The sequence below is a fragment of the Streptomyces rectiviolaceus genome, assembly GCF_039533825.1.
Classification (GTDB): Bacteria; Actinomycetota; Actinomycetes; order Streptomycetales; family Streptomycetaceae; genus Streptomyces; species Streptomyces rectiviolaceus.
The window spans coordinates 135,889-153,786 of sequence record NZ_BAAAUG010000077.1 but is presented as its reverse complement, the minus strand read 5'-3'; the positions used below and the strand labels follow the sequence as shown (position 1 = coordinate 153,786).

Below are 17,898 nucleotides of genomic sequence, written 5' to 3'. Positions count from 1 at the left end.
CGACCCTCAGGTATGCGAGCCAGCTCTCAGGTGCGCAGACCGACGGCTATCCCTCCGCCGCCTTTGCGTAATCCTGCGCCATGCCTCCGGCGAAGTCGTACACCACGACCTGTTCCTCACCCACGACCCAGGCGTCGTGTCCGGGCGCCACCACGAAGACATCGCCCGGTCCGACTTCCGCCTCGCCTCCGTCGTCCATGCGGATGCGCATCCGCCCCTCGACGACATAGCCGTTGTGGTGGATCTGGCAGCTCTCGGTACCCGCGAGCGGAGCCACGGACTCGGACCAGCGCCAACCGGGCTCGAAGGTGCCCACGGCGAAGTCCAGCCCTGTGAGATGGACGGCTTCGAGGTGCCCGCGCGGGAAATCGCGCCGTTCGTCCGGCTTTTCGACCGCCTTGACCTCGATCATGACCACTTCCTCCGTTCTTGCTGCAGAGTCAGTCGCCGCCGCCGCGGAATCCACGGCCGACGCCATCACCAGCCGACCCTTCACTCCATCGTCTGCCTGTCAACCGGGGCACGCCACCTGGGCGCCTGCCCGCTGGGAGGAGGGCGGGCCCGCCCTCCCGTCCTCAGATGAAGTTGAGCGCGGCCGCGCCGCCCACTCCCCCGAGCAGCATGAAGACCGGCATCAGCACCTTCAGCTCGATCCAGCTGCCCGCCCGGAACCGCATCAGCTTCGGCGGTCCGATGGGGTACCAGCGCTTGCGGCCGATGGGGATGGGCCACAGGATCGGGCAGCCGGAGACCGTGAGCGCGTCCCCGATGTCGTGCACCAGGGCGCCGAGCACGATCGGCAGGCCCAGCCACAGGTACTCCTGGCCCGGCGCGGTGAACAGCCAGTCCGCGCCGTTCCCCGGCTTGTCCAGGACTCCGGCGAGGATCCAGGCGCTCGCCGCGGCGAGCAGCCACACCAGAACATCGCTGCTCGACCCACGCGCGGCCCGCCACAGCAGGCCTTCGATCGCCAGCACCATGTGGACGAAGAGCAGCGCGAGGACCGCCCAGCGACCGCCGAAGATGGCGAGGGCGGAGGCACCCGCCCCGATGAGGACAGCCCACAGCCAGGTGTGCGTGAGAGTGCGGTGTCCGCCGGCCCTGCGTGGGTCGCCCTGCTTGCGCGTGGCCTTGTAGACGGCGGCCGAGAGCTTGTCGACGATCTCGCACAGGCCTCGGGAGATGGGTCCGAAGGCCCGCGAGATCGTCGCCGATTTGTGGTCGAGGTCGGGTGCGAGCGCGGCCCCGGCGCAGATCAAGGCCCCGACGAGGAGAACCGGCCAGGGCATCGTGTGCCCCGCCGCCGCAGCGGCCGCTCCGACGCCGAGCCAGGCCGCCGCCCCCGACAGTGAGTGTGCCGGACCCATCATGGCTGTTCCCCGCCCCATTTCCGTTGTGCTGACGCCCCGTTGGCAACCCAGCGTAGCGTTCGTGATCTTCGTACGAACCGCCGGTTCCCTGATCGAGTGAGAAGGAAGGCAAGATGGGGGTGTGACACTCATTGATCAGCTGCCGCCGGATGCCGACCCCGATGCCCTCTTCGAAGCCTTCTCCTCGTGGGCCGTGGACCAGGGGATCACTCTCTATCCGGCTCAGGAGGAGGCGCTGATCGAGGTGGTCTCCGGAGCCAACGTGATCTTGTCCACGCCGACCGGCTCCGGAAAGAGCCTGGTCGCGGCGGGTGCACACTTCACGGCCCTGGCCCAGGACAAGGTCACCTTCTACACGGCTCCGATCAAGGCGCTGGTGTCCGAGAAGTTCTTCGACCTGTGCAAGCTCTTCGGCACCGAGAACGTCGGCATGCTGACCGGTGACGCGTCCGTGAACTCCGACGCGCCCGTCATCTGCTGCACGGCCGAGGTCCTCGCGTCGATCGCGCTGCGGGACGGCAAGAACGCCGACATCGGCCAGGTCGTCATGGACGAGTTCCACTTCTACGCGGAGGGGGACCGCGGCTGGGCCTGGCAGATCCCGATCCTCGAACTGCCGCAGGCGCAGTTCATCCTCATGTCCGCGACGCTCGGCGACGTCTCGATGTTCGAGGAGGACCTGACACGCCGCACGGGCCGCCCCACCTCGGTGGTCCGCTCCGCGACGCGCCCCGTCCCCCTCTCGTACGAGTACCGCCTGACGCCGATCACGGAGACGCTCACCGAGCTCCTCGAGACCAAGCAGGCGCCGGTCTACATCGTCCACTTCACGCAGGCACAGGCCGTCGAGCGCGCGCAGTCGCTGATGAGCATCAACATGTGCACCCGCGAGGAGAAGGACAAGATCGCCGACCTGATCGGCAGCTTCCGCTTCACCACCAAGTTCGGCCGCAACCTCTCGCGGTACGTACGCCACGGGATCGGCGTCCACCACGCGGGCATGCTGCCCAAGTACCGGCGGCTCGTCGAGAAGCTGGCGCAGGCCGGCCTCCTGAAGGTCATCTGCGGCACGGACACCCTCGGCGTCGGCGTCAACGTCCCGATCCGTACGGTGCTGTTCACCGCCCTCGCCAAGTACGACGGAACGCGCGTACGCACCCTGCGCGCGCGGGAGTTCCACCAGATCGCGGGCCGCGCCGGCCGCGCGGGCTTCGACACGGCGGGCCTCGTCGTGGCGCAGGCGCCCGAGCACGTCATCGAGAACGAGAAGGCGCTCAACAAGGCGGGCGACGACCCGAAGAAGCGCCGCAAGGTAGTGCGCAAGAAGGCGCCCGAGGGCTTCGTGGGGTGGACCGAGGCCGGGTTCGAGAAGCTCATCAACTCCGAGCCCGAGCCGCTGACCTCCCGCTTCCGCGTCACGCACACCATGCTCCTCGCGGTGATCGCCCGCCCGGGCAATGCCTTCGAGGCGATGCGCCACCTCCTTGAGGACAACCACGAGCCGCGCAAGCAGCAGCTGCGGCACATCCGCCGCGCCATCGCCATCTACCGTTCGCTGCTCGCCGGCGGCGTGGTCGAGAAGCTTGACGAGCCGGACGCCTCGGGCCGCATCGTGCGACTGACGGTCGACCTGCAGCAGGACTTCGCTCTCAACCAGCCGCTGTCGACGTTCGCTCTCGCCGCCTTCGAACTGCTCGACCCGGAGTCCCCTTCGTACGCCCTCGACATGGTGTCCGTCGTCGAGTCCACCCTCGACGACCCGCGCCAGATCCTCGCCGCCCAGCAGAACAAGGCGCGCGGCGAGGCCGTGGCCCTGATGAAGGCGGACGGCGTCGAGTACGAGGACCGCATGGAGCGGCTCCAGGACATCACCTACCCCAAGCCTCTGGAGGAGCTCCTCTTCCACGCTTACAACACCTACAGGACGAGCCACCCGTGGGTCGGCGACCACCCGCTCTCCCCCAAGTCCGTGATCCGCGACATGTACGAACGGGCGCTGTCCTTCACGGAGTTCACCTCCTTCTACGAACTCGCCCGCACCGAGGGCATCGTGCTGCGCTACCTCGCCAGCGCGTACAAGGCTCTTGAGCACACCATCCCGGACGACCTGAAGTCCGAGGACCTCGAGGACCTCATCGCCTGGCTCGGCGAAATGGTCCGCCAGGTCGACTCCAGCCTCCTCGACGAATGGGAGCAGCTCGCCAACCCCGAGGTCATGACCGCCGAGGAGGCCCAGGAGCGCGCCGACCAGGTCAAGCCGGTCACCGCCAACGCCCGAGCCTTCCGCGTCCTGGTCCGCAACGCACTCTTCCGCCGGGTCGAGCTCGCCGCGCTCGACCACGTCGAGGAGCTGGGCGAACTGGATGCCGATTCCGGCTGGGACGCGGACGCCTGGGGCGCGGCCATGGACAAGTACTGGGACGAGTACGAAGATCTCGGCACCGGTCCCGACGCGCGCGGCCCCAAGCTGCTGCTCATCGAGGAGGACCCGAAGCACGGTCTGTGGCGCGTCCGGCAGACGTTCGCCGACCCGAACGGCGACCATGACTGGGGTATCAGCGCGGAGGTCGATCTCGCGGCCTCCGACGAGGAAGGCCGCGCCGTCGTCCGGGTCACCGACGTCGGCCAGCTCTGACCGCACCGAGCTTCCCCCGGACAGGAGTCGAGGAACCGCCATGAACAGTCCCGCCGACCGGCTGGTCGACCTGCTGGACCTGGAGCAGATCGAGCTCAACATCTTCCGTGGCCGCAGCCCGCAGGAATCCCTGCAGCGGGTCTTCGGCGGGCAGGTCGCCGGGCAGGCGCTGGTGGCCGCAGGGCGCACCACCGAGGGCGAGCGCCCGGTGCACTCGCTGCACGCGTACTTCCTGCGGCCCGGCCGCCCGGGCGTACCCATCGTGTACCAGGTCGAGCGAGTGCGGGACGGGCGCTCTTTCACCACGCGCCGGGTCACCGCGGTCCAGCAGGGACGCACCATCTTCAATCTCACCGCTTCCTTCCATCAGCCCGAAGAGGGCGCTTTCGAACACCAGCTGCCGCCGCGCATCACGGCTCCCGACCCCGAGTCGCTGCCGACGGTCGCCCAGGAGATCACCGAGCATCTGGGTGAGCTCCCCGAGCAGCTGGAGCGCATGGCCAGGCGCCAGCCCTTCGACATCCGCTACGTGGACCGGTTGCGCTGGACCCCCGAGGAGGTCAAGGACGCCGAGCCGCGCAGCGCGGTCTGGATGCGTGCGGTCGGCCCGCTCGGTGACGATCCGCTCGTCCACACCTGCGCGCTGACGTACGCGAGCGACATGACACTCCTGGACGCCGTCCGCATCCCGGTGGAACCGCTGTGGGGCCCACGAGGCTTCGACATGGCCTCGCTGGACCACGCCATGTGGTTCCACCGCCCCTTCCGCGCGGACGAGTGGTTCCTGTACGACCAGGAGTCCCCGATCGCGACCGGTGGCCGTGGTCTCGCGCGCGGCCGCATCTATGACATCGAGGGCAGGTTGTTGGTCTCGGTCGTACAGGAGGGGCTTTTCCGCCCTTACGGGGAGCGGCACATGGACGGCCGCCCGTCGACGGGTTCGTGAGCTGAGTCGGGACTGAGAACGGGGTCGGCGCGAAGAGCGGGGTCGGCGCTGAGCTCGGGGTTGGGGTTCATGAGTGGGGTGTCCGCACGAGTGGTGAAAGGGCTGGGGAATTGACCATGGATGAGGGCGCGGCCGTGCACCGCGACCACCAGCTCGCCGAGGCCGTGCGGCTCCGCGAGGACGGACGCCGCGAGGAGGCGAGGGAGCGTCTGCTCGCCCTGTCCGAGCAGTTCCCCTTGGACGCGGAGGTGGCGTACCAGACCGCGTGGGTGCACGACACACTCGGCCTGGAGGCCGAGGCGGTGCCGCACTACGTCCGCGCGGTCGAGGTTCCCGGCCTTACTCCTGATGACCGCCGAGGAGCACTCCTCGGCCTGGGCAGCACCTACCGCGTCCTCGGCCGGTTTCCGGAAGCCGTCACGACGCTGGGTGACGCGGTGACCGAGTTCCCCGACGACGCCGCACTCAAGACCTTTCTGGCCATGGCGCTCTACAACACCGGCCGGGCACACGACGCGATGGAGATCCTGCTGACCCTGCTCGCCACGACGAGCCAGGACCCAGACATCCTCGGCTACCGGCCCGCGATCGAGCACTACGCCAAGGATCTCGACGCGACCCTGTAGCGGCGCTACCCGTGGGCTGTCCCCCGAACCCGAACCCGAGCCCAAGCCCGAACGACTCTGGCTACGTTCCCCTGCGGCGCATCCACTTGAGCAGGCCGCGCGGCTCCGGCGCCCGCCCTCTCGTCTCTTCGTCGGGCGGTGCGGTGGGTGGCGCCTCGTGATCCGATGCGGGGTGCGGGGGCCCGGGTTGCGGCGCCGGGCGCTGCCCCCGGGCCTGGGAGAGGCCGATGGTCAGGTTCGCCCGCAGCCAGCGGATCTCGTCCGGGTCGTCCGCGGTGGTGATCTTCTGAATGATCCGTCCCGCCGGTGTGTCGGGGGCGCCCTGGCCGAAGGGCTCGGGCATGAGCCTGCGTACATAGGCGCGTTCGTACGGATCTTTGACGATTTCCGCGAGCTGTACCGGGTCGAGCAGCGAGGCCACGACCGCCGCGCGCTCCCAGGGATCGACGGACTGCCGCAGCAGCGCTCCAGCGTGGCGGCCCCGCCAGTTCCGCGCCCTCAGGTCGACGCCCGCCTCCAGTTGGGCGCGGATCGTGCCGGGGGCTCGACCGGTGAGCAGGCCGGAGTTGACCTCGGACTCCGCGAACTGCCGTAGCTCCTCGGCCAGGTACAGCCAGACCACCGCTCGATACCTGTTGACGTAGAACTTCACCGGAGTGACAAAGCCCGCGCGAGTGAGCCGGGTGAACCGGGCCGTGGAGATGTCCATGAGCGTGGCGCCCTCCGTGGTCCCCACGGCTCTGATGCGCTCCACCCATGCCTCGGGAAATCCTTCCCCGGCGCGGACGCGCTCGATCTCCTCGCGTGTGACGCGGCGCCGTCCACCGACTGTGTCACTGACGGTGCGGATACGCCCCAGCATCACGGCGAGCTCGAACTCGCCCCGCTTCAAACCCAGTTCCCGTGCCGCGCGGCTCTGCGTGACCGATGTCTGCGCTGCCATGTCGGCGGCTTCTTGCGTGATCGTGTGACCTGTCATGGTGGTTCTCCCCCGTGAGGCGTCTTTGCTCTCGGGAAAAACCGTAGCGCGATCACCGCGATCCGCGCCGAGCCTGTGGATAACTCTCCACGCGCCGACGTTTCAGCTGGTCAGAGGTCTACTACCGGTGTGCGTTCCGGCTGCCGGGCACCCACGCCGAGATGCTCGCCGACACGATTGACGAGGAGTGTCATCTCGTACGCGACCTGACCGATGTCCGCCTCCGCGGAGCTGAGGACGCACAGGCAACTGCCGTCGCCGGCCGCGGTGACGAACAGCACCGCGTCGTCGAACTCGATCATCGTCTGGCGCACGCTGCCCGCTCGAAAGTGCCGCCCTGAGCCCTTGGCCAAGCTGTGCAGACCCGACGAGACCGCGGCCAGATGTTCCGCGTCCTCCCGCTTCAGTTCCGAGCTCGCGCCGGTCACCAAGCCGTCGTTGGACAGCACCAGCGCGTGCCGAACGGGCTCCATGCGCTCGGTCAAGTCGTCGAGCAGCCACCCGAGCCCCGTGTTCTGCACCATGTTCCCGTCTCCCCGCCTCGCTGTTCCCCCTGGCTGGAGGAACTGACCTGCCAGCCTTCCCCACCATCGGCGCCCCGGCAAGCATGATGAGGACATGGCACAGAAGATGACTGATGACCAGTGGCGGGCTTTCGTCTCGCAGGGCACCCGTACCGGCAAGCTGTCGACCGTCCGGGCGGACGGCAGCCCGCATATCGCACCGATCTGGTTCCTGTTGGACGGGGACGAGTTGGTGTTCAACACCGGGGCGGAGACCGTCAAGGGGCGGAATCTGGCGCGGGACGGGCGTGTCGCCCTGTGTGTGGACGACGACAAGCCTCCGTTCGCGTTCGTGGTGCTGCAGGGGCAGGCCCGCCTGAGCGACGATCTCGACGAGGTGCGGCACTGGGCGGCCCGGCTCGGCGCCCGCTACATGGGCGAGGGCCGCGCCGAGGAGTTCGGCGAGCGCAATGGCGTGCCCGGTGAGCTCCTCGTGCGCGTCAAGATCGACAAGGTGGTCGCTCGCGGCGCCGTAGCCGACTGACGCGTCAGCTGACCTTTGACCCCGGCGCACTTTTGCCCCGGGCGCACCGTTGACCTCAGCCCATCGTTGATCTCAACCCACGGTGTCGAGCAGCCGGGCGGTATGCATCCGCTCGGCGTACTCGACCAGGCGTATCAGCACCTCCTTTCCCGAATCGCGGTCCCGTGCGTCGCACAGCACCACGGGGGTGCCACGGTCGAGGTCCAGGGCCCGTGACACTTCGTGCGCACCGTACGTACGCGCGGTCGCGAAGCAGTTGACGGCCACGACGAACGGGATGTGCCGATGCTCGAAGTAGTCGACGGCGGGGAAGCAGTCCTCGAGCCGCCGTGTGTCCGCGAGGACGACGGCACCGAGCGCGCCCTGGGACAGCTCGTCCCACAGGAACCAGAAACGGTCCTGCCCCGGCGTACCGAAGAGGTACAGCGACAGGCCCGACCTGATGGTGATGCGGCCGAAGTCCATGGCGACGGTCGTCGTGGTCTTCCGGTCGACTCCGCCGGTGTCGTCCACCGACTGGCCCGCCTCGCTGAGCAGTTCCTCGGTGCGCAGCGGACGGATCTCGCTGACCGCGCCGACGAGGGTGGTCTTGCCCACCCCGAAGCCACCCGCGACCAGAATCTTCAACGCCATGGCGGTCGTGTCGCCGCCGTCGGCGTCAGAGCGCTCGGAGCCCATCGATCACCTCTCGCAGGATCTTCTCGTCAGGTAGCTGCGCGGGTGGCACGGGTCGACTCACCTTCACGCAGCCCATTTCCAGCAGGTCGCCGAGCAGCACCCTGACCACGCCCACCGGCAGATCGGCGTCGGCCGCCAGCTCGGCGACCGACTGGGTCTCGGTGCGGCACAGCTCGATGAGCGACCGGTGCTCGGGGCCGAGCGCGGTGTCGTCCCCGGGGCCCGGCGCGTTCTCGTCCAGCGTGACGAGTGCGATCAGATCGAAACGCACTCCACTGGGGCCCGGTTCGGTCCTGCCGCCCGTCATCGCGTAGGGACGGACCAGCGGTCCGGCCTCGTTGTCGTACCACTGGCTGCCCGCGTCGCGTGGGGCGCCGCTCCTGTCCTCGGTCATCTGCGCCGACCACCCTGCGTCATCCGACGGCCGGCGGCTGCGCCGCGAAGCGAGGTGGCGTGAAGAGATGCTCGCCCACCCGCTTGACCAGGCGTGCCATCTCATAGGCGACCAAACCGATGTCGGCCGTCACAGAGCTGAGTACGGCGAGGCAGGAGCCGTCGCCCGCCGCTGCCACGAACAGGAAGGCGTCGTCCATCTCGACCATGGTCTGGCGCACGCCCCCGGCCCCGAAGTGCCGGCCCGCGCCCTTGGCGAGGCTGTGGAACCCCGAGGCGACCGCGGCGAGGTGCTCGGCGTCCTCGCGGCTGAGGGCGGTCGAGGCGCCGACGGCGAGCCCGTCGTTGGAAAGCACCACGGCGTGCCGTACCTCGCCGACGCGCAGTACCAAGTCATCCAGCAGCCAGTCGAGTTCGCCGGACCGTCCGGCGGTGATGCTCTGATCCTGGATCATGCGTGGTCTCCTTCAGTGCTGTCACTGGCCGGTGCGGGCCCTGCGATGTCGGGGACGGCGCCGACGATGCCCGGCCGGCGCCCGCCGCCGCGGGCCCAGCCTTCGCGGTAGGCGGCCATGCGGTCCCGTACCTCTTCCGGGCTGCGTTCGGTGTCCTCGCGGACGCTCACGGATCCGGCCGCGTCGTCGGTGTGCCGCTCGCGCAGTTGGGGGGCCAGGCTGGCCTGGCGCACGCGGCGCGGGAGGTCGTCCGCAGGCTCCGGGGCGCTGTCGGGTTCGGTCTCCGGGGGCTTGTGCAGGCGGAGTGCGGTGACGCCTGGTGGCGGCGGCACGGCGGTTTCCGTTGACGGGGCCAGTGCGGGGCGGGCAGCCGGGGCGGGGACGGAGGTGCCGTTCATCGGTGCGGCATCGGGCACGCGCGCGTGCCCGTCCTGTTCGCGGTCCCGTTCCATGGTGTGGGCTCCGGGGCTCTCCCGCGTGGTGCTCTGCAGCAGGGCGGTGGGCAGGAGCACGACCGCGGTGGTGCCCCCATAAGGAGACGTACGGAGGTGCACCTTGACCCCGTGTCGCGCGGCGAGCCTGCTGACCACGAAGAGCCCCAGTTGGTCGCTGTCGAACAGGTCGAGCGCTTCGGACTGCTCGATGCGGAGGTTGGCCTCGGCCAGGGTCTCCGCGCCCATGCCGAGGCCACGGTCCTCGATCTCCAGGGCGTAGCCGTTGCCGACCGGTTCGCCGTTGACCCTCACCTTGGTGTGCGGCGGCGAGAACTGAGCGGCGTTCTCGACGAGTTCGGCCAGCAGGTGGGTGAGGTCGGCGACGGCTGTGCCGACGACCGCGGCGGAGGGAAGTTGTCGTACCTCCACGCGCGCGTAGTCCTCGACTTCGGAGACGGCCGCACGGACGACGTTCGTCAGGGAGACGGGCAGGCGCCAGGCGCGTCCCGGCGCGGCTCCGGAGAGGATGATCAGACTCTCGGCGTGCCGCCTCATCCGGGTGGTGAGGTGGTCGAGCCGGAAGAGGTCGCTGAGTTCGTTCGGGTCGTCCGCCCTGCGTTCCATGCTGTCGAGGAGGCTGAGCTGGCGGTGGACGAGGACCTGGCTCCTGCGGGCGAGGTTGACGAAGACGCCTGAGATGCCGCTGGCGAGTTCGGCGCGCTCGATGGCCGCGTGCAGCGCCGCCCGGTGCACCGTGCCGAGCGCTTCGTAGACCTGCCCCGTCTCGTCCTCCGCGGGCGGGCCGGGCGGTGCTTCGGCGTGAATGTCGATCTCTTCACCGGCGCGCAACCTCCGCATGGCGTGCGGGAGTTTGTGGCGGGCGATCTCCAGCGCTCCGTTGCGCAGGCTCACCAGCTCGACGACCAGGCCCCGCCCGATGCGTACGGAGATGACCAGTGAGGCGGCGACGGCAAGGAGCCCGAGCAGTACGGCGGCGCCTGCCGGTGTGAGCAGCCCGCGGGTGAACGGGTCGGCCCGATCGGCGGCGCTGCGGCCTGCGCCCACGTCGATCGCGCGCATCTCGTCCCGTACCGCCGCATGGGCGCTGTCCCACTTGGCGGCCGGGGCCGCGTCGGCGGCCTTGCGGCCCGGCGGCGCGACGAGCACCTTGTCCTCGACGGCGCGCACGTCGGCGTACGCGCTCCCCTCCACGAGGTCCTGCCAGGCTGCTCGTTCGGGTCCGCGCAGATCCGCCACCGCCGCTTCGGTCAGGCTCCGCCGGGTGTCGACGGCCCCGGTGAACTGCCGCAGCCGCTCGCCGTCCAGGGAGCCGTGGAGCCGGGCGCTGGCCAGGACGACGTCCTCGCGCGCCAGCATCTCGGCGGCCCTGGAGAATTCGAGCAGCACGCGCGCGTCGGAGCCGAGTTCGGCGTCCTGGATACCGGTGAGTGTGCCGCCGACTCCGAAGGCGGCCGAAATGGTCTTCGTGTACTGGCCGTAGGCGGCGTCCCAGCCCGTGCGGCGGTCGAGCACGTCGGTCCGCACCGTGCGCAGGCCTTCGGCCTCGGAGACGAACGTCTCAAGCCTGGATGCCACGCCGGTGGGCAGATCGGCGCCGTCGGCGACCGTCCGGCCCTCGCCACGGCGCAGCTTCGCCACCGCGCGGTCCGTGCGTCCCGCCTGCCTCTCGAGTTCGCCGCCACGGTCGGGCGCGGGCACGGTCGCGTAGCGCACGGCCGCCACTCGCTCGGCCTGCAGGGCTGCGATGGCCGTGTCGACAGGGCCGCGCACCTCGGCGTCGGCGCGCTGCAACTGCCGTAGGTGCGCGACATCTTGGGCCGTGCTGACCGTGGCGTACCCCCACAGCCCGAGCAAGGACACCACAGGCACCATCAGCAAGCACACGATCTTGGCTCGTACGGTGCGAGGGCGCGGCCACCGTGATCGCCCGCGGGCGGGGGTCGTCGGCTGTCCGGGCTCCATGGGGGCTTGCGCGTCGGGCCGTTCGTCGGCGGGCGGTCCCGCGTGCGCGCGGCGGCCACGTGCCGGGGCTCCGGGCTGCGGCGGCGCGGTGCCGTCGGCCGGGTCGGGGGTCCTACGGGGTGTACGCATGGACTCCTCGCTCGGAAAGTATTCGGGGCGTGTGCCCCGCCTGGTCGTGACCGGTCCGTTTGCGATCTATCGGGCGGTGCGCTCCACCGGTCGCTGGGCCGCCACGGAGGCCTCACGCTCCCCCGAGGTCGGGGACAGCGCGACAAACGCAGAGGTCAGGAAGAGATAGGACCCGAGGCCGACCGCGAGGGGAAAGATGAACTGCATGGTCGTGGCCCCGGGCAGCGCCGCACCTGACTCGGTGACCCGCACGCTCACGGCCAGCATTCCGGTGTAGTGCATGCTGCTCACCGCCCCGCCCATGACAAGCGACGCGACGGCGACCGCGAGGGGCGACTTGATGTTGAGCGCCGCCCACAGGGCGGCGGTCGCGGCGACGACGGCGATGACCACGGAGAGGCCGACAAGCACCGGTTCGTAGCGCACGTCACCGTGCAGTCGCAGCGCGGCCATGCCCAGGTAGTGCATGCTCGCGACGCCGAGCCCGGTGGTGAGCCCGCCGAGAGCCAGCGCGCGCCCGCGGTCACGGCCGTAGCCGACGGCGAATACGCCGGCTCCGACGACGGCCATCGCGACGATCAGGCTGAGGATCGTCAGGGGCACGTTGTAGTGGACCTCGGTTCCGGTGACGCCGAAGCCGAGCATGGCCACGAAGTGCATCGTCCAGATGCCCGTGCCGATGGCGGAGGCCGCGGTGATGAGCCAATTGCGGCGTGATGTGCCCGTGGCGCCGAGCGCACGGACGGTGCAGCGCAGCCCGAGGGCGGCGCCGATACAGGCCATCGCGTACGACAGCACGGGGGTCAGCCATCCGAAGGTGGCGTGGTCCAGGTGTCCCATGGCTCCGGGACGCTAGTCCGGGCAGGGGCGCACAACGGGGGCGCAGTTCGAAAGCTGTTGGAATATGACAGAGAGAGGATCCTGAACGATCGCATCACGCTCGAACGTGCGCCCTCAACGCACACGAGAGTCGTTGAGTAATCATGGCCGTATGAGCGATGACCACACGCGTGTCCGTGACTTCTTCACCGCCCGGGCGGCCGACTGGGACAACCGGTTCCCCGACGACGGGCCCGCCTACCGTGCCGCCGCGTCCGAGCTCGGCCTGCGCCCCGGCGGTCGCGTTCTCGACGCCGGGTGCGGCACCGGGCGTGCGCTGCCCGCGCTCAGGGGGGCCGTAGGGCCCTCCGGAGTCGTGCTAGGGGTCGATCTGACGCCCGCCATGCTGGAGGCAGCCACGCGGGCGGGCAGGGACCGTGAAGGGCAGCTGCTTCTCGCGGATGTGACCCGGCTCCCGCTGCGTGGCGCGTCGCTCGATGCCGTGTTCGGCGCGGGCCTGATCTCCCATCTTCCAGACCCGGCCGAGAACCTGCGGGAGTTGAGGCGCGTGGTGCGTCCCGGAGGGATCCTCGCCCTCTTCCACCCCATCGGCCGGGCGGCGCTCGCTGCGCGGCAGGGCCGCCAGATCACGACGGACGATCTGCGGGCCGAGGAGAACCTCCGCCCGCTGCTCGCCGGTGCGGGCTGGCAGCTGACCTCGTACGTCGACGAGGACGCGCGCTTCCTCGCCCTGGCCGTACGACAGGACTAGGCCGGAACCGAACGCGACTTCACTGTGGAGGTGAGGTCACCGGCGTGCTCTTGTCGTCCGCATCCGGTCCGTCACGTCACCGGGCTGACCTGAACTACTGGATTACTGGACTGGAGAGCATCCGCGTCCGGCAACGGCGGAGGCGAAAACCTCCGGGTTCTCGAACATGACGTTGTGCCCCGCCTTCGGCACGGTCACCAACCGCACCCCGGACGCCACCAGCTCGTCTGCGCCCGCGAGTTCACCGCTCCGCGCGCCCTGCAAGAAGACACGCTCCAGGGGCAGATCCATGAGCATCGCGCGCATCGTGGGCCGCGTCCCCCTCACGAGGCCCGTCGCGCTGCGGTGCAGGGCGCGGGGGTCGGCCAGCCGCATGGTTGCCGCCCAGAGAGGGCCGACCTTCTCGAGCACGCGCGCGTGGCCGCCGGCCACGAAGTCCTCCTCCTCGTAGGACGCGATACCGCTGCTCCCCTCCGTCACGGCCGGATTGGGATCGAGATTGGCCTCGGTGAGGACCAGCCGTGACACCAGGTCGGCGCGGCGGTGCGCGAGCACGATGGCGACGGAGCCACCCATGCTGTGCGCGACGATCTCCGCTCCGGTCACCTCGGCCTCGTCCAGCGCCGCGGCCAGGGCGTCCGCGTGTTCCTCCAGGGAGTAGCCGAAATCCGCCGGGCGGTCGCTGATGCCGTGGCCCGGCAGGTCGACGAAGAGCGATCGGCGTCCGGCCAGCTCGGGTCTGGCCGCGATGTGTGCGTGATAGACCGTCGACGCTGCGCCGAGCCCGTGCACATACACCCGGGCGGGGCCGGATCCTTCACTCTCCGTCCAACGGACACAGCTGCCTTGTGCGTCGAACCGTGCCTGTCGCATAGCCGCTCCCTCACACGTCTGTCAGTACTCCTGAGGAGAATACATCGGTGTCGATGTATTGCGAGCGCGAGGTACACCGCGCGTGTGGCAGCATGCGGCAGAATGCACGGCATGCTCGAACTGGCCATCCTCGGATTCCTCTATGACGCACCCCTGCACGGCTACGAGCTGCGCAAGCGCATCACCGCGCTGACCGGGCACGTGCGCCCGGTCGCGGAGAGCACGTTGTACCCCGCCATCAAACGGCTGGAGAAGGCCGGTCTGCTGGCCCGCCAGACTCAGCCCGGGTCCGTGGCGGCCCCGCGCCATGTTCTGACCCTCACCGCGGCAGGCCGCAGCGAGTTGCGTCGCAGGCTCGTCGAGCCTCAGCAGGCGGACATCACGGACGAGAACCGCTGGTTCACGGTCCTCGCCTTTCTCCGCCACCTGGACGACAGGGCGGCCCAGGCCGCGGTCCTCGAGCGCCGCCTTGCCTTCCTCGAAGAGCCGGCCAGCTTCTTCTACGAGGGGGAACACCCGCTGCGTGCCGAGGATCTGGACGACCCTTTCCGACGCGGCATGCTCACCATCGCCCGGGCGACGAGCCGTGCCGAACTCACCTGGCTGCGGACGACGTTGAGCTCACTGCGCTGAGTCGGCGGCCGACTCCTCCGTGTGCGCCACCGGGCAGCCCCGGACGCCGGACACCGGGAACGTGCCGAGCTCTCCGACCCGATACCCCTTCGGGTAGCCCTTGATCTCCCAGTTCTGCCGGGCGTAGTGCGGTGCACTACGGGGCGGCATCAGACGGACGGCACGGCCGCGCAACCGCACCGCGCGCCTGACCAGCGTGCGGGTGACGGCGCCCGGCGGTTCGTAGCGGAAGGCGCGCAGGAGGGGCTCGTCGAGCAGGGCGCGGGTCGAGGCGCGCAGCATGGGCGCCAGAGGACGCGGATACCAGGAGGCCATGAGGTCGAGGGTCGCGTCGGAGACCTTGCGTGCGCCCTCGTCCCACGCGAAGTGGGCCTCTTCGTAGGCATCGAGACACTTCTCGAACGCTTCGTAGGAGTCCGGGATGTCCTGGATCCCCATGTGCCGCCCCAAGGTGCGGTAGTAGACGGCGGCCGCGGTCGTCTCGTGGCGTGACAGCTTGCGCCAACCGTAGGTGTCGATCCAGCGCTTGGGCATGACCACGAACGTGCACAGCACGTAGCGCATGTCTTCGTTGCTGATGTCATAGCTGCGGTGCATCTGGTTGATGCGGCGGATCGCCGTGCGGCCCTCGTCCGTCCCGAAGCCGTGCTCTACGACGGTGTCGAGAAGCAAGGCCGTGTCGTCGTACCGCTTCTGCGTACGGTCCGTCAGTTCCGCCGTCTCGGCGAGCAGCCGACCGATACTGGGCACGGCATACGTGCGGTAGAGCGCCAGTTCAAGTGCGCGGGTGTAGTCCCAGGGGAACTCGTACGTCGCGGTGAGCCGGTAGATCGTCAGAGCGTCCTTCTCCGGGTCGAGACGTCGAATCTCCTTGAGCCGGTCATAGCGCTTCACCGCACGGTCCCCCTTCTGTCATTGGAGCTCCAACTCTACGTTGGGGTACAACAGATGAGTGATCATCAGCGGCAACCACAACCGGGGGAAGGTGGTCCACATGTTCGACAAGTTCCGCAAGCTGTGGCGCACGGAGGAAGCTGTCCGCAGCAAGGAGGAGCGCCCGCACAACCTCTTCGAGGCAGCCGCCGTCTACGTGGCGGCGTGCGCCGAGGACGACCAGGACCGCATGGACGAAGCCACCGGCTGGGTGTCACCGGAGGCCCTGTCCTTCGGCGTCAGTGAACTCGCCTGCCGAGCGGTCATCACCCTCGCCCGGGAGCGCGACGAGTCGACGACTGACGTGGCGCGTACGCTCCTCGGCCTGCCTGCCGCCTGACGCCCTCCCGCGGGGTGCGTGGGCGGTAGCCGGGCGGCCGTACGAGCGAGTCTCCTGGTCACGCACCCCTCGACGATCAAGCGGACCTGTGGTTAGGGTGCGCCGACGGATGAAGCAATGGGGAGGCTGGCATGGCCGGAACGGACGACGCTGTCGCCGCCGATGACGACGCGCTGTACGTACTGACCGCGGTGCTGCTGACACCCGCGAAGTTCCCGAGTGTGCTCGGTGACGACTATCCGGAGGCGTGCGCGGCCCTGGGGCTCGCACCGCTCGCCGCCGGCTACGGTCTGGTGCTCGGTCAGGACGGGGCGGGCGCCCGGTGGACCGTCGTCGTCGATGATGTGTCACTCGTGGCCGTCGCGATCGCCTCCTGGGACTGCGGCATGGAGTACGACCTGTCGCCCGACGAGCGCACGGTCGTCGCCGCGCTGCCCGGCTGGCCGCTCGCTGTCGCCGTCGCGGCGCCCAACGTGCCCGCTCCCCACGATCCCGAGCCCGAGGAAGCGGACCAGAAGCCACTCTCGCCCCCGCAGTCCGACACATGGGGTCCTGCCCAGCGACGGCTCGGCGCCGACGAGATCGCGCTCCAATGGGCGGCGTGGCGCGAGCAGATCGACGACTCGGACTTCTTGAGCGACGGCTCCGCGGAGGGCGGGCCTCAGAATGACGCGGACACCGTCCCGGAGAGCGAAGACGCTCCCGAGACCGACGCCCATGCCGACGCCGACGCCGACGCCGACGCCGATCAGGCTCCGCTCACCGGCGTACGACGCGTCCTGGCGGAAGCACGGGCGTACGTGGACACTCCGCCGCCCCTGGGCCGTGTGCGGTCGTCGTTCGCCTCCGGAGAAGCCCGCACTCTGCGTGCCGACGGTCCCGGCTGGTCGATGGTCGCCAGGACCGACGACATCGCGTTCGTGCTCCTCGACGAAGAGCCCGGAGAGGTGCTGCCGGTGGGCCGCGGGCCCGAACTCCCCTGGCTCCTCGACGCCCTCGACAAGATGGCCGTACGCCCCGCCTGACCTTCTGGTACCGCGCCCCGTCAGCAGTTCTGCTCGGGGTCAAGGAGAAACGCGGCCGTCGCTGTGTCGTGGTCCGTGTGGTCGCGCAGTGCCATCAGTTCAGCGCGCCAGGTCTCGTCCCACGACGTCGCCCGGCCGCCGGCGCTGACCAGTGCGAGCGCCATCACTCCGGCCGCCGGGGACCCGCGCTCGCGCAGCAGGCGGGCGGCGGCGAGCAGGGCCGCACGCGCGCGTGGCGTAGGAGCGTCGAGATGGAACCCGCTTCCCAGGGGCAACCGTTCGGGGCGTTCCTCGACCAGGTCCAGGAGCCGTTCCCAGCGCGCTGTGTGGTGTTCACCGTGGCATACGGCGGCCAGCGACGTGTCCCATGTCAGCGCCGCGGCGTCGGCGTAAAGGCCGACGGCATGCATCGAGAGGGCCAGGGCGTCGGCAATGAGAAGCGTCTGGGCAGAGCCCCGCCGGACGCGCAAGGCCTCACCGATGCCCGCGAGGCGGCGGAGCGCATCAGCTCGCGCCTGCGGATCCGGCGTGACGGCGAGCTCCTGGAGGCCCCGGATGACGCCCCTCAGGATCGGCCCGCCGACCGGCCCCAGGGGGAACCAGGCCAACTGCTGTGCGGCCGCGTCCCACTCGCGCCGACGTCGCCCCGGGTCCGTGGCGACGTCGGCGACGGCGCGCATCGCTTCGGTCGACTCCGGTGTGAACCAGGCGGGCAGAGCGCGGCACGCGGCGACGACGGTCTCTTCGTCGCCGTCCCTCACCAGACGTGCCAGGAAGGCCGCATAGGACTCCCCTGCGGATTCGCGCACGGGACCCACGCGCGCGTGG

At 69.8% G+C, this 17,898-nt stretch carries 20 protein-coding genes; 8 read left to right on the top strand and 12 right to left on the bottom strand.

All coding sequences use genetic code 11. The annotated features are described in order from the left end of the window. Positions 1 to 46 precede the first annotated feature (46 nt). Together ABD378_RS22205 and ABD378_RS22200 are read right to left on the bottom strand one after the other, a co-directional pair. Entirely contained in the window at positions 47 to 412 is a 366-nt protein-coding gene (locus tag ABD378_RS22205; protein ID WP_344522824.1) for a cupin domain-containing protein, read from the bottom strand. 163 nt (positions 413 to 575) lie between these two features. Then, positions 576 to 1,370, bottom strand: a complete 795-nt coding sequence (locus tag ABD378_RS22200; protein WP_344522821.1) for a metal-dependent hydrolase — start codon at positions 1,368 to 1,370, stop codon at positions 576 to 578. A gap of 121 nt (positions 1,371 to 1,491) precedes the next feature. On the opposite strand from ABD378_RS22200, the gene ABD378_RS22195 reads away from it, so the two are divergent. The 3 genes from ABD378_RS22195 (at position 1,492) to ABD378_RS22185 (ending at position 5,577) form a co-directional block, all read left to right on the top strand. Continuing rightward, positions 1,492 to 4,005: a DEAD/DEAH box helicase gene (locus ABD378_RS22195; protein WP_344522819.1), complete on the top strand. Its 2,514-nt coding sequence runs from the start codon at positions 1,492 to 1,494 to the stop codon at positions 4,003 to 4,005. Between the two features lie 40 nt (positions 4,006 to 4,045). Then, positions 4,046 to 4,951: an acyl-CoA thioesterase gene (locus tag ABD378_RS22190; RefSeq protein WP_344522817.1), complete on the top strand. Its 906-nt coding sequence runs from the start codon at positions 4,046 to 4,048 to the stop codon at positions 4,949 to 4,951. A 116-nt stretch (positions 4,952 to 5,067) separates the two neighbouring features. Next, positions 5,068 to 5,577, top strand: a complete 510-nt coding sequence (locus ABD378_RS22185) for a tetratricopeptide repeat protein (RefSeq protein WP_344522815.1) — start codon at positions 5,068 to 5,070, stop codon at positions 5,575 to 5,577. A 61-nt stretch (positions 5,578 to 5,638) separates the two neighbouring features. Here the strand turns inward: ABD378_RS22185 and ABD378_RS22180 are convergent, their stop codons facing one another. Together ABD378_RS22180 and ABD378_RS22175 are read right to left on the bottom strand one after the other, a co-directional pair. Further along, the gene (locus tag ABD378_RS22180; RefSeq protein ID WP_386546263.1) at positions 5,639 to 6,556 is read right to left on the bottom strand and encodes a DUF6397 family protein; all 918 of its coding nucleotides are present in this window, start codon (positions 6,554 to 6,556) and stop codon (positions 5,639 to 5,641) included. A 110-nt stretch (positions 6,557 to 6,666) separates the two neighbouring features. Further along, complete coding sequence (locus ABD378_RS22175; protein ID WP_344522811.1) at positions 6,667 to 7,080, bottom strand: roadblock/LC7 domain-containing protein; 414 nt, start codon at positions 7,078 to 7,080, stop codon at positions 6,667 to 6,669. 94 nt (positions 7,081 to 7,174) lie between these two features. Here ABD378_RS22175 and ABD378_RS22170 point away from each other — a divergent pair, with 94 nt between their 5' ends. Beyond that, positions 7,175 to 7,603: a PPOX class F420-dependent oxidoreductase gene (locus ABD378_RS22170; protein WP_344522809.1), complete on the top strand. Its 429-nt coding sequence runs from the start codon at positions 7,175 to 7,177 to the stop codon at positions 7,601 to 7,603. Between the two features lie 72 nt (positions 7,604 to 7,675). Here the strand turns inward: ABD378_RS22170 and ABD378_RS22165 are convergent, their stop codons facing one another. From ABD378_RS22165 to ABD378_RS22145, 5 genes are all read right to left on the bottom strand, one after another. Beyond that, positions 7,676 to 8,281, bottom strand: a complete 606-nt coding sequence (locus ABD378_RS22165; protein WP_344522807.1) for a GTP-binding protein — start codon at positions 8,279 to 8,281, stop codon at positions 7,676 to 7,678. Continuing rightward, a complete protein-coding gene (locus ABD378_RS22160; RefSeq protein WP_344522805.1) occupies positions 8,262 to 8,675 on the bottom strand; it encodes a DUF742 domain-containing protein in 414 nt (137 codons plus the stop codon). Before ABD378_RS22160 ends, ABD378_RS22165 begins: the two co-directional genes overlap by 20 nt. A gap of 19 nt (positions 8,676 to 8,694) precedes the next feature. Then, on the bottom strand, positions 8,695 to 9,129 hold the full coding sequence (locus tag ABD378_RS22155; RefSeq protein WP_344522804.1) for a roadblock/LC7 domain-containing protein: 435 nt from the start codon (positions 9,127 to 9,129) through the stop codon (positions 8,695 to 8,697). Then, positions 9,126 to 11,675: a sensor histidine kinase gene (locus tag ABD378_RS22150; RefSeq protein WP_344522802.1), complete on the bottom strand. Its 2,550-nt coding sequence runs from the start codon at positions 11,673 to 11,675 to the stop codon at positions 9,126 to 9,128. The genes ABD378_RS22155 and ABD378_RS22150 overlap by 4 nt, the downstream gene beginning before the upstream one ends. Positions 11,676 to 11,741: 66 nt before the next feature. Beyond that, positions 11,742 to 12,515: an MHYT domain-containing protein gene (locus ABD378_RS22145; RefSeq protein WP_344522800.1), complete on the bottom strand. Its 774-nt coding sequence runs from the start codon at positions 12,513 to 12,515 to the stop codon at positions 11,742 to 11,744. Positions 12,516 to 12,666: 151 nt separating this feature from the next. Here ABD378_RS22145 and ABD378_RS22140 point away from each other — a divergent pair, with 151 nt between their 5' ends. Then, the gene (locus tag ABD378_RS22140) at positions 12,667 to 13,266 is read left to right on the top strand and encodes a class I SAM-dependent methyltransferase (RefSeq protein WP_344522798.1); all 600 of its coding nucleotides are present in this window, start codon (positions 12,667 to 12,669) and stop codon (positions 13,264 to 13,266) included. Positions 13,267 to 13,368: 102 nt separating this feature from the next. Here ABD378_RS22140 and ABD378_RS22135 read toward each other — a convergent pair whose 3' ends face one another. Then, complete coding sequence (locus ABD378_RS22135) at positions 13,369 to 14,139, bottom strand: alpha/beta fold hydrolase (protein ID WP_344522796.1); 771 nt, start codon at positions 14,137 to 14,139, stop codon at positions 13,369 to 13,371. A gap of 111 nt (positions 14,140 to 14,250) precedes the next feature. Between ABD378_RS22135 and ABD378_RS22130 the strand changes: the two genes are divergently transcribed. Continuing rightward, positions 14,251 to 14,772 (top strand): PadR family transcriptional regulator, encoded by a 522-nt coding sequence (locus ABD378_RS22130; protein WP_344522794.1) that lies wholly within the window; start codon positions 14,251 to 14,253, stop codon positions 14,770 to 14,772. Here ABD378_RS22130 and ABD378_RS22125 read toward each other — a convergent pair. After that, positions 14,761 to 15,666: an oxygenase MpaB family protein gene (locus tag ABD378_RS22125; RefSeq protein WP_344522792.1), complete on the bottom strand. Its 906-nt coding sequence runs from the start codon at positions 15,664 to 15,666 to the stop codon at positions 14,761 to 14,763. The two genes, ABD378_RS22130 and ABD378_RS22125, sit on opposite strands and share 12 nt — an antisense overlap. A 100-nt stretch (positions 15,667 to 15,766) precedes the next feature. Here ABD378_RS22125 and ABD378_RS22120 point away from each other — a divergent pair, with 100 nt between their 5' ends. Both ABD378_RS22120 and ABD378_RS22115 read left to right on the top strand, forming a co-directional pair. Then, complete coding sequence (locus ABD378_RS22120) at positions 15,767 to 16,045, top strand: hypothetical protein (RefSeq protein WP_344522790.1); 279 nt, start codon at positions 15,767 to 15,769, stop codon at positions 16,043 to 16,045. A gap of 131 nt (positions 16,046 to 16,176) precedes the next feature. After that, a complete protein-coding gene (locus ABD378_RS22115) occupies positions 16,177 to 17,070 on the top strand; it encodes a hypothetical protein (protein ID WP_344522788.1) in 894 nt (297 codons plus the stop codon). A gap of 20 nt (positions 17,071 to 17,090) precedes the next feature. Here ABD378_RS22115 and ABD378_RS22110 read toward each other — a convergent pair whose 3' ends face one another. Next, positions 17,091 to 17,879, bottom strand: coding sequence for a hypothetical protein (locus ABD378_RS22110; protein WP_344522786.1), 789 nt, complete (start codon positions 17,877 to 17,879; stop codon positions 17,091 to 17,093). Positions 17,880 to 17,898 lie beyond the last annotated feature (19 nt).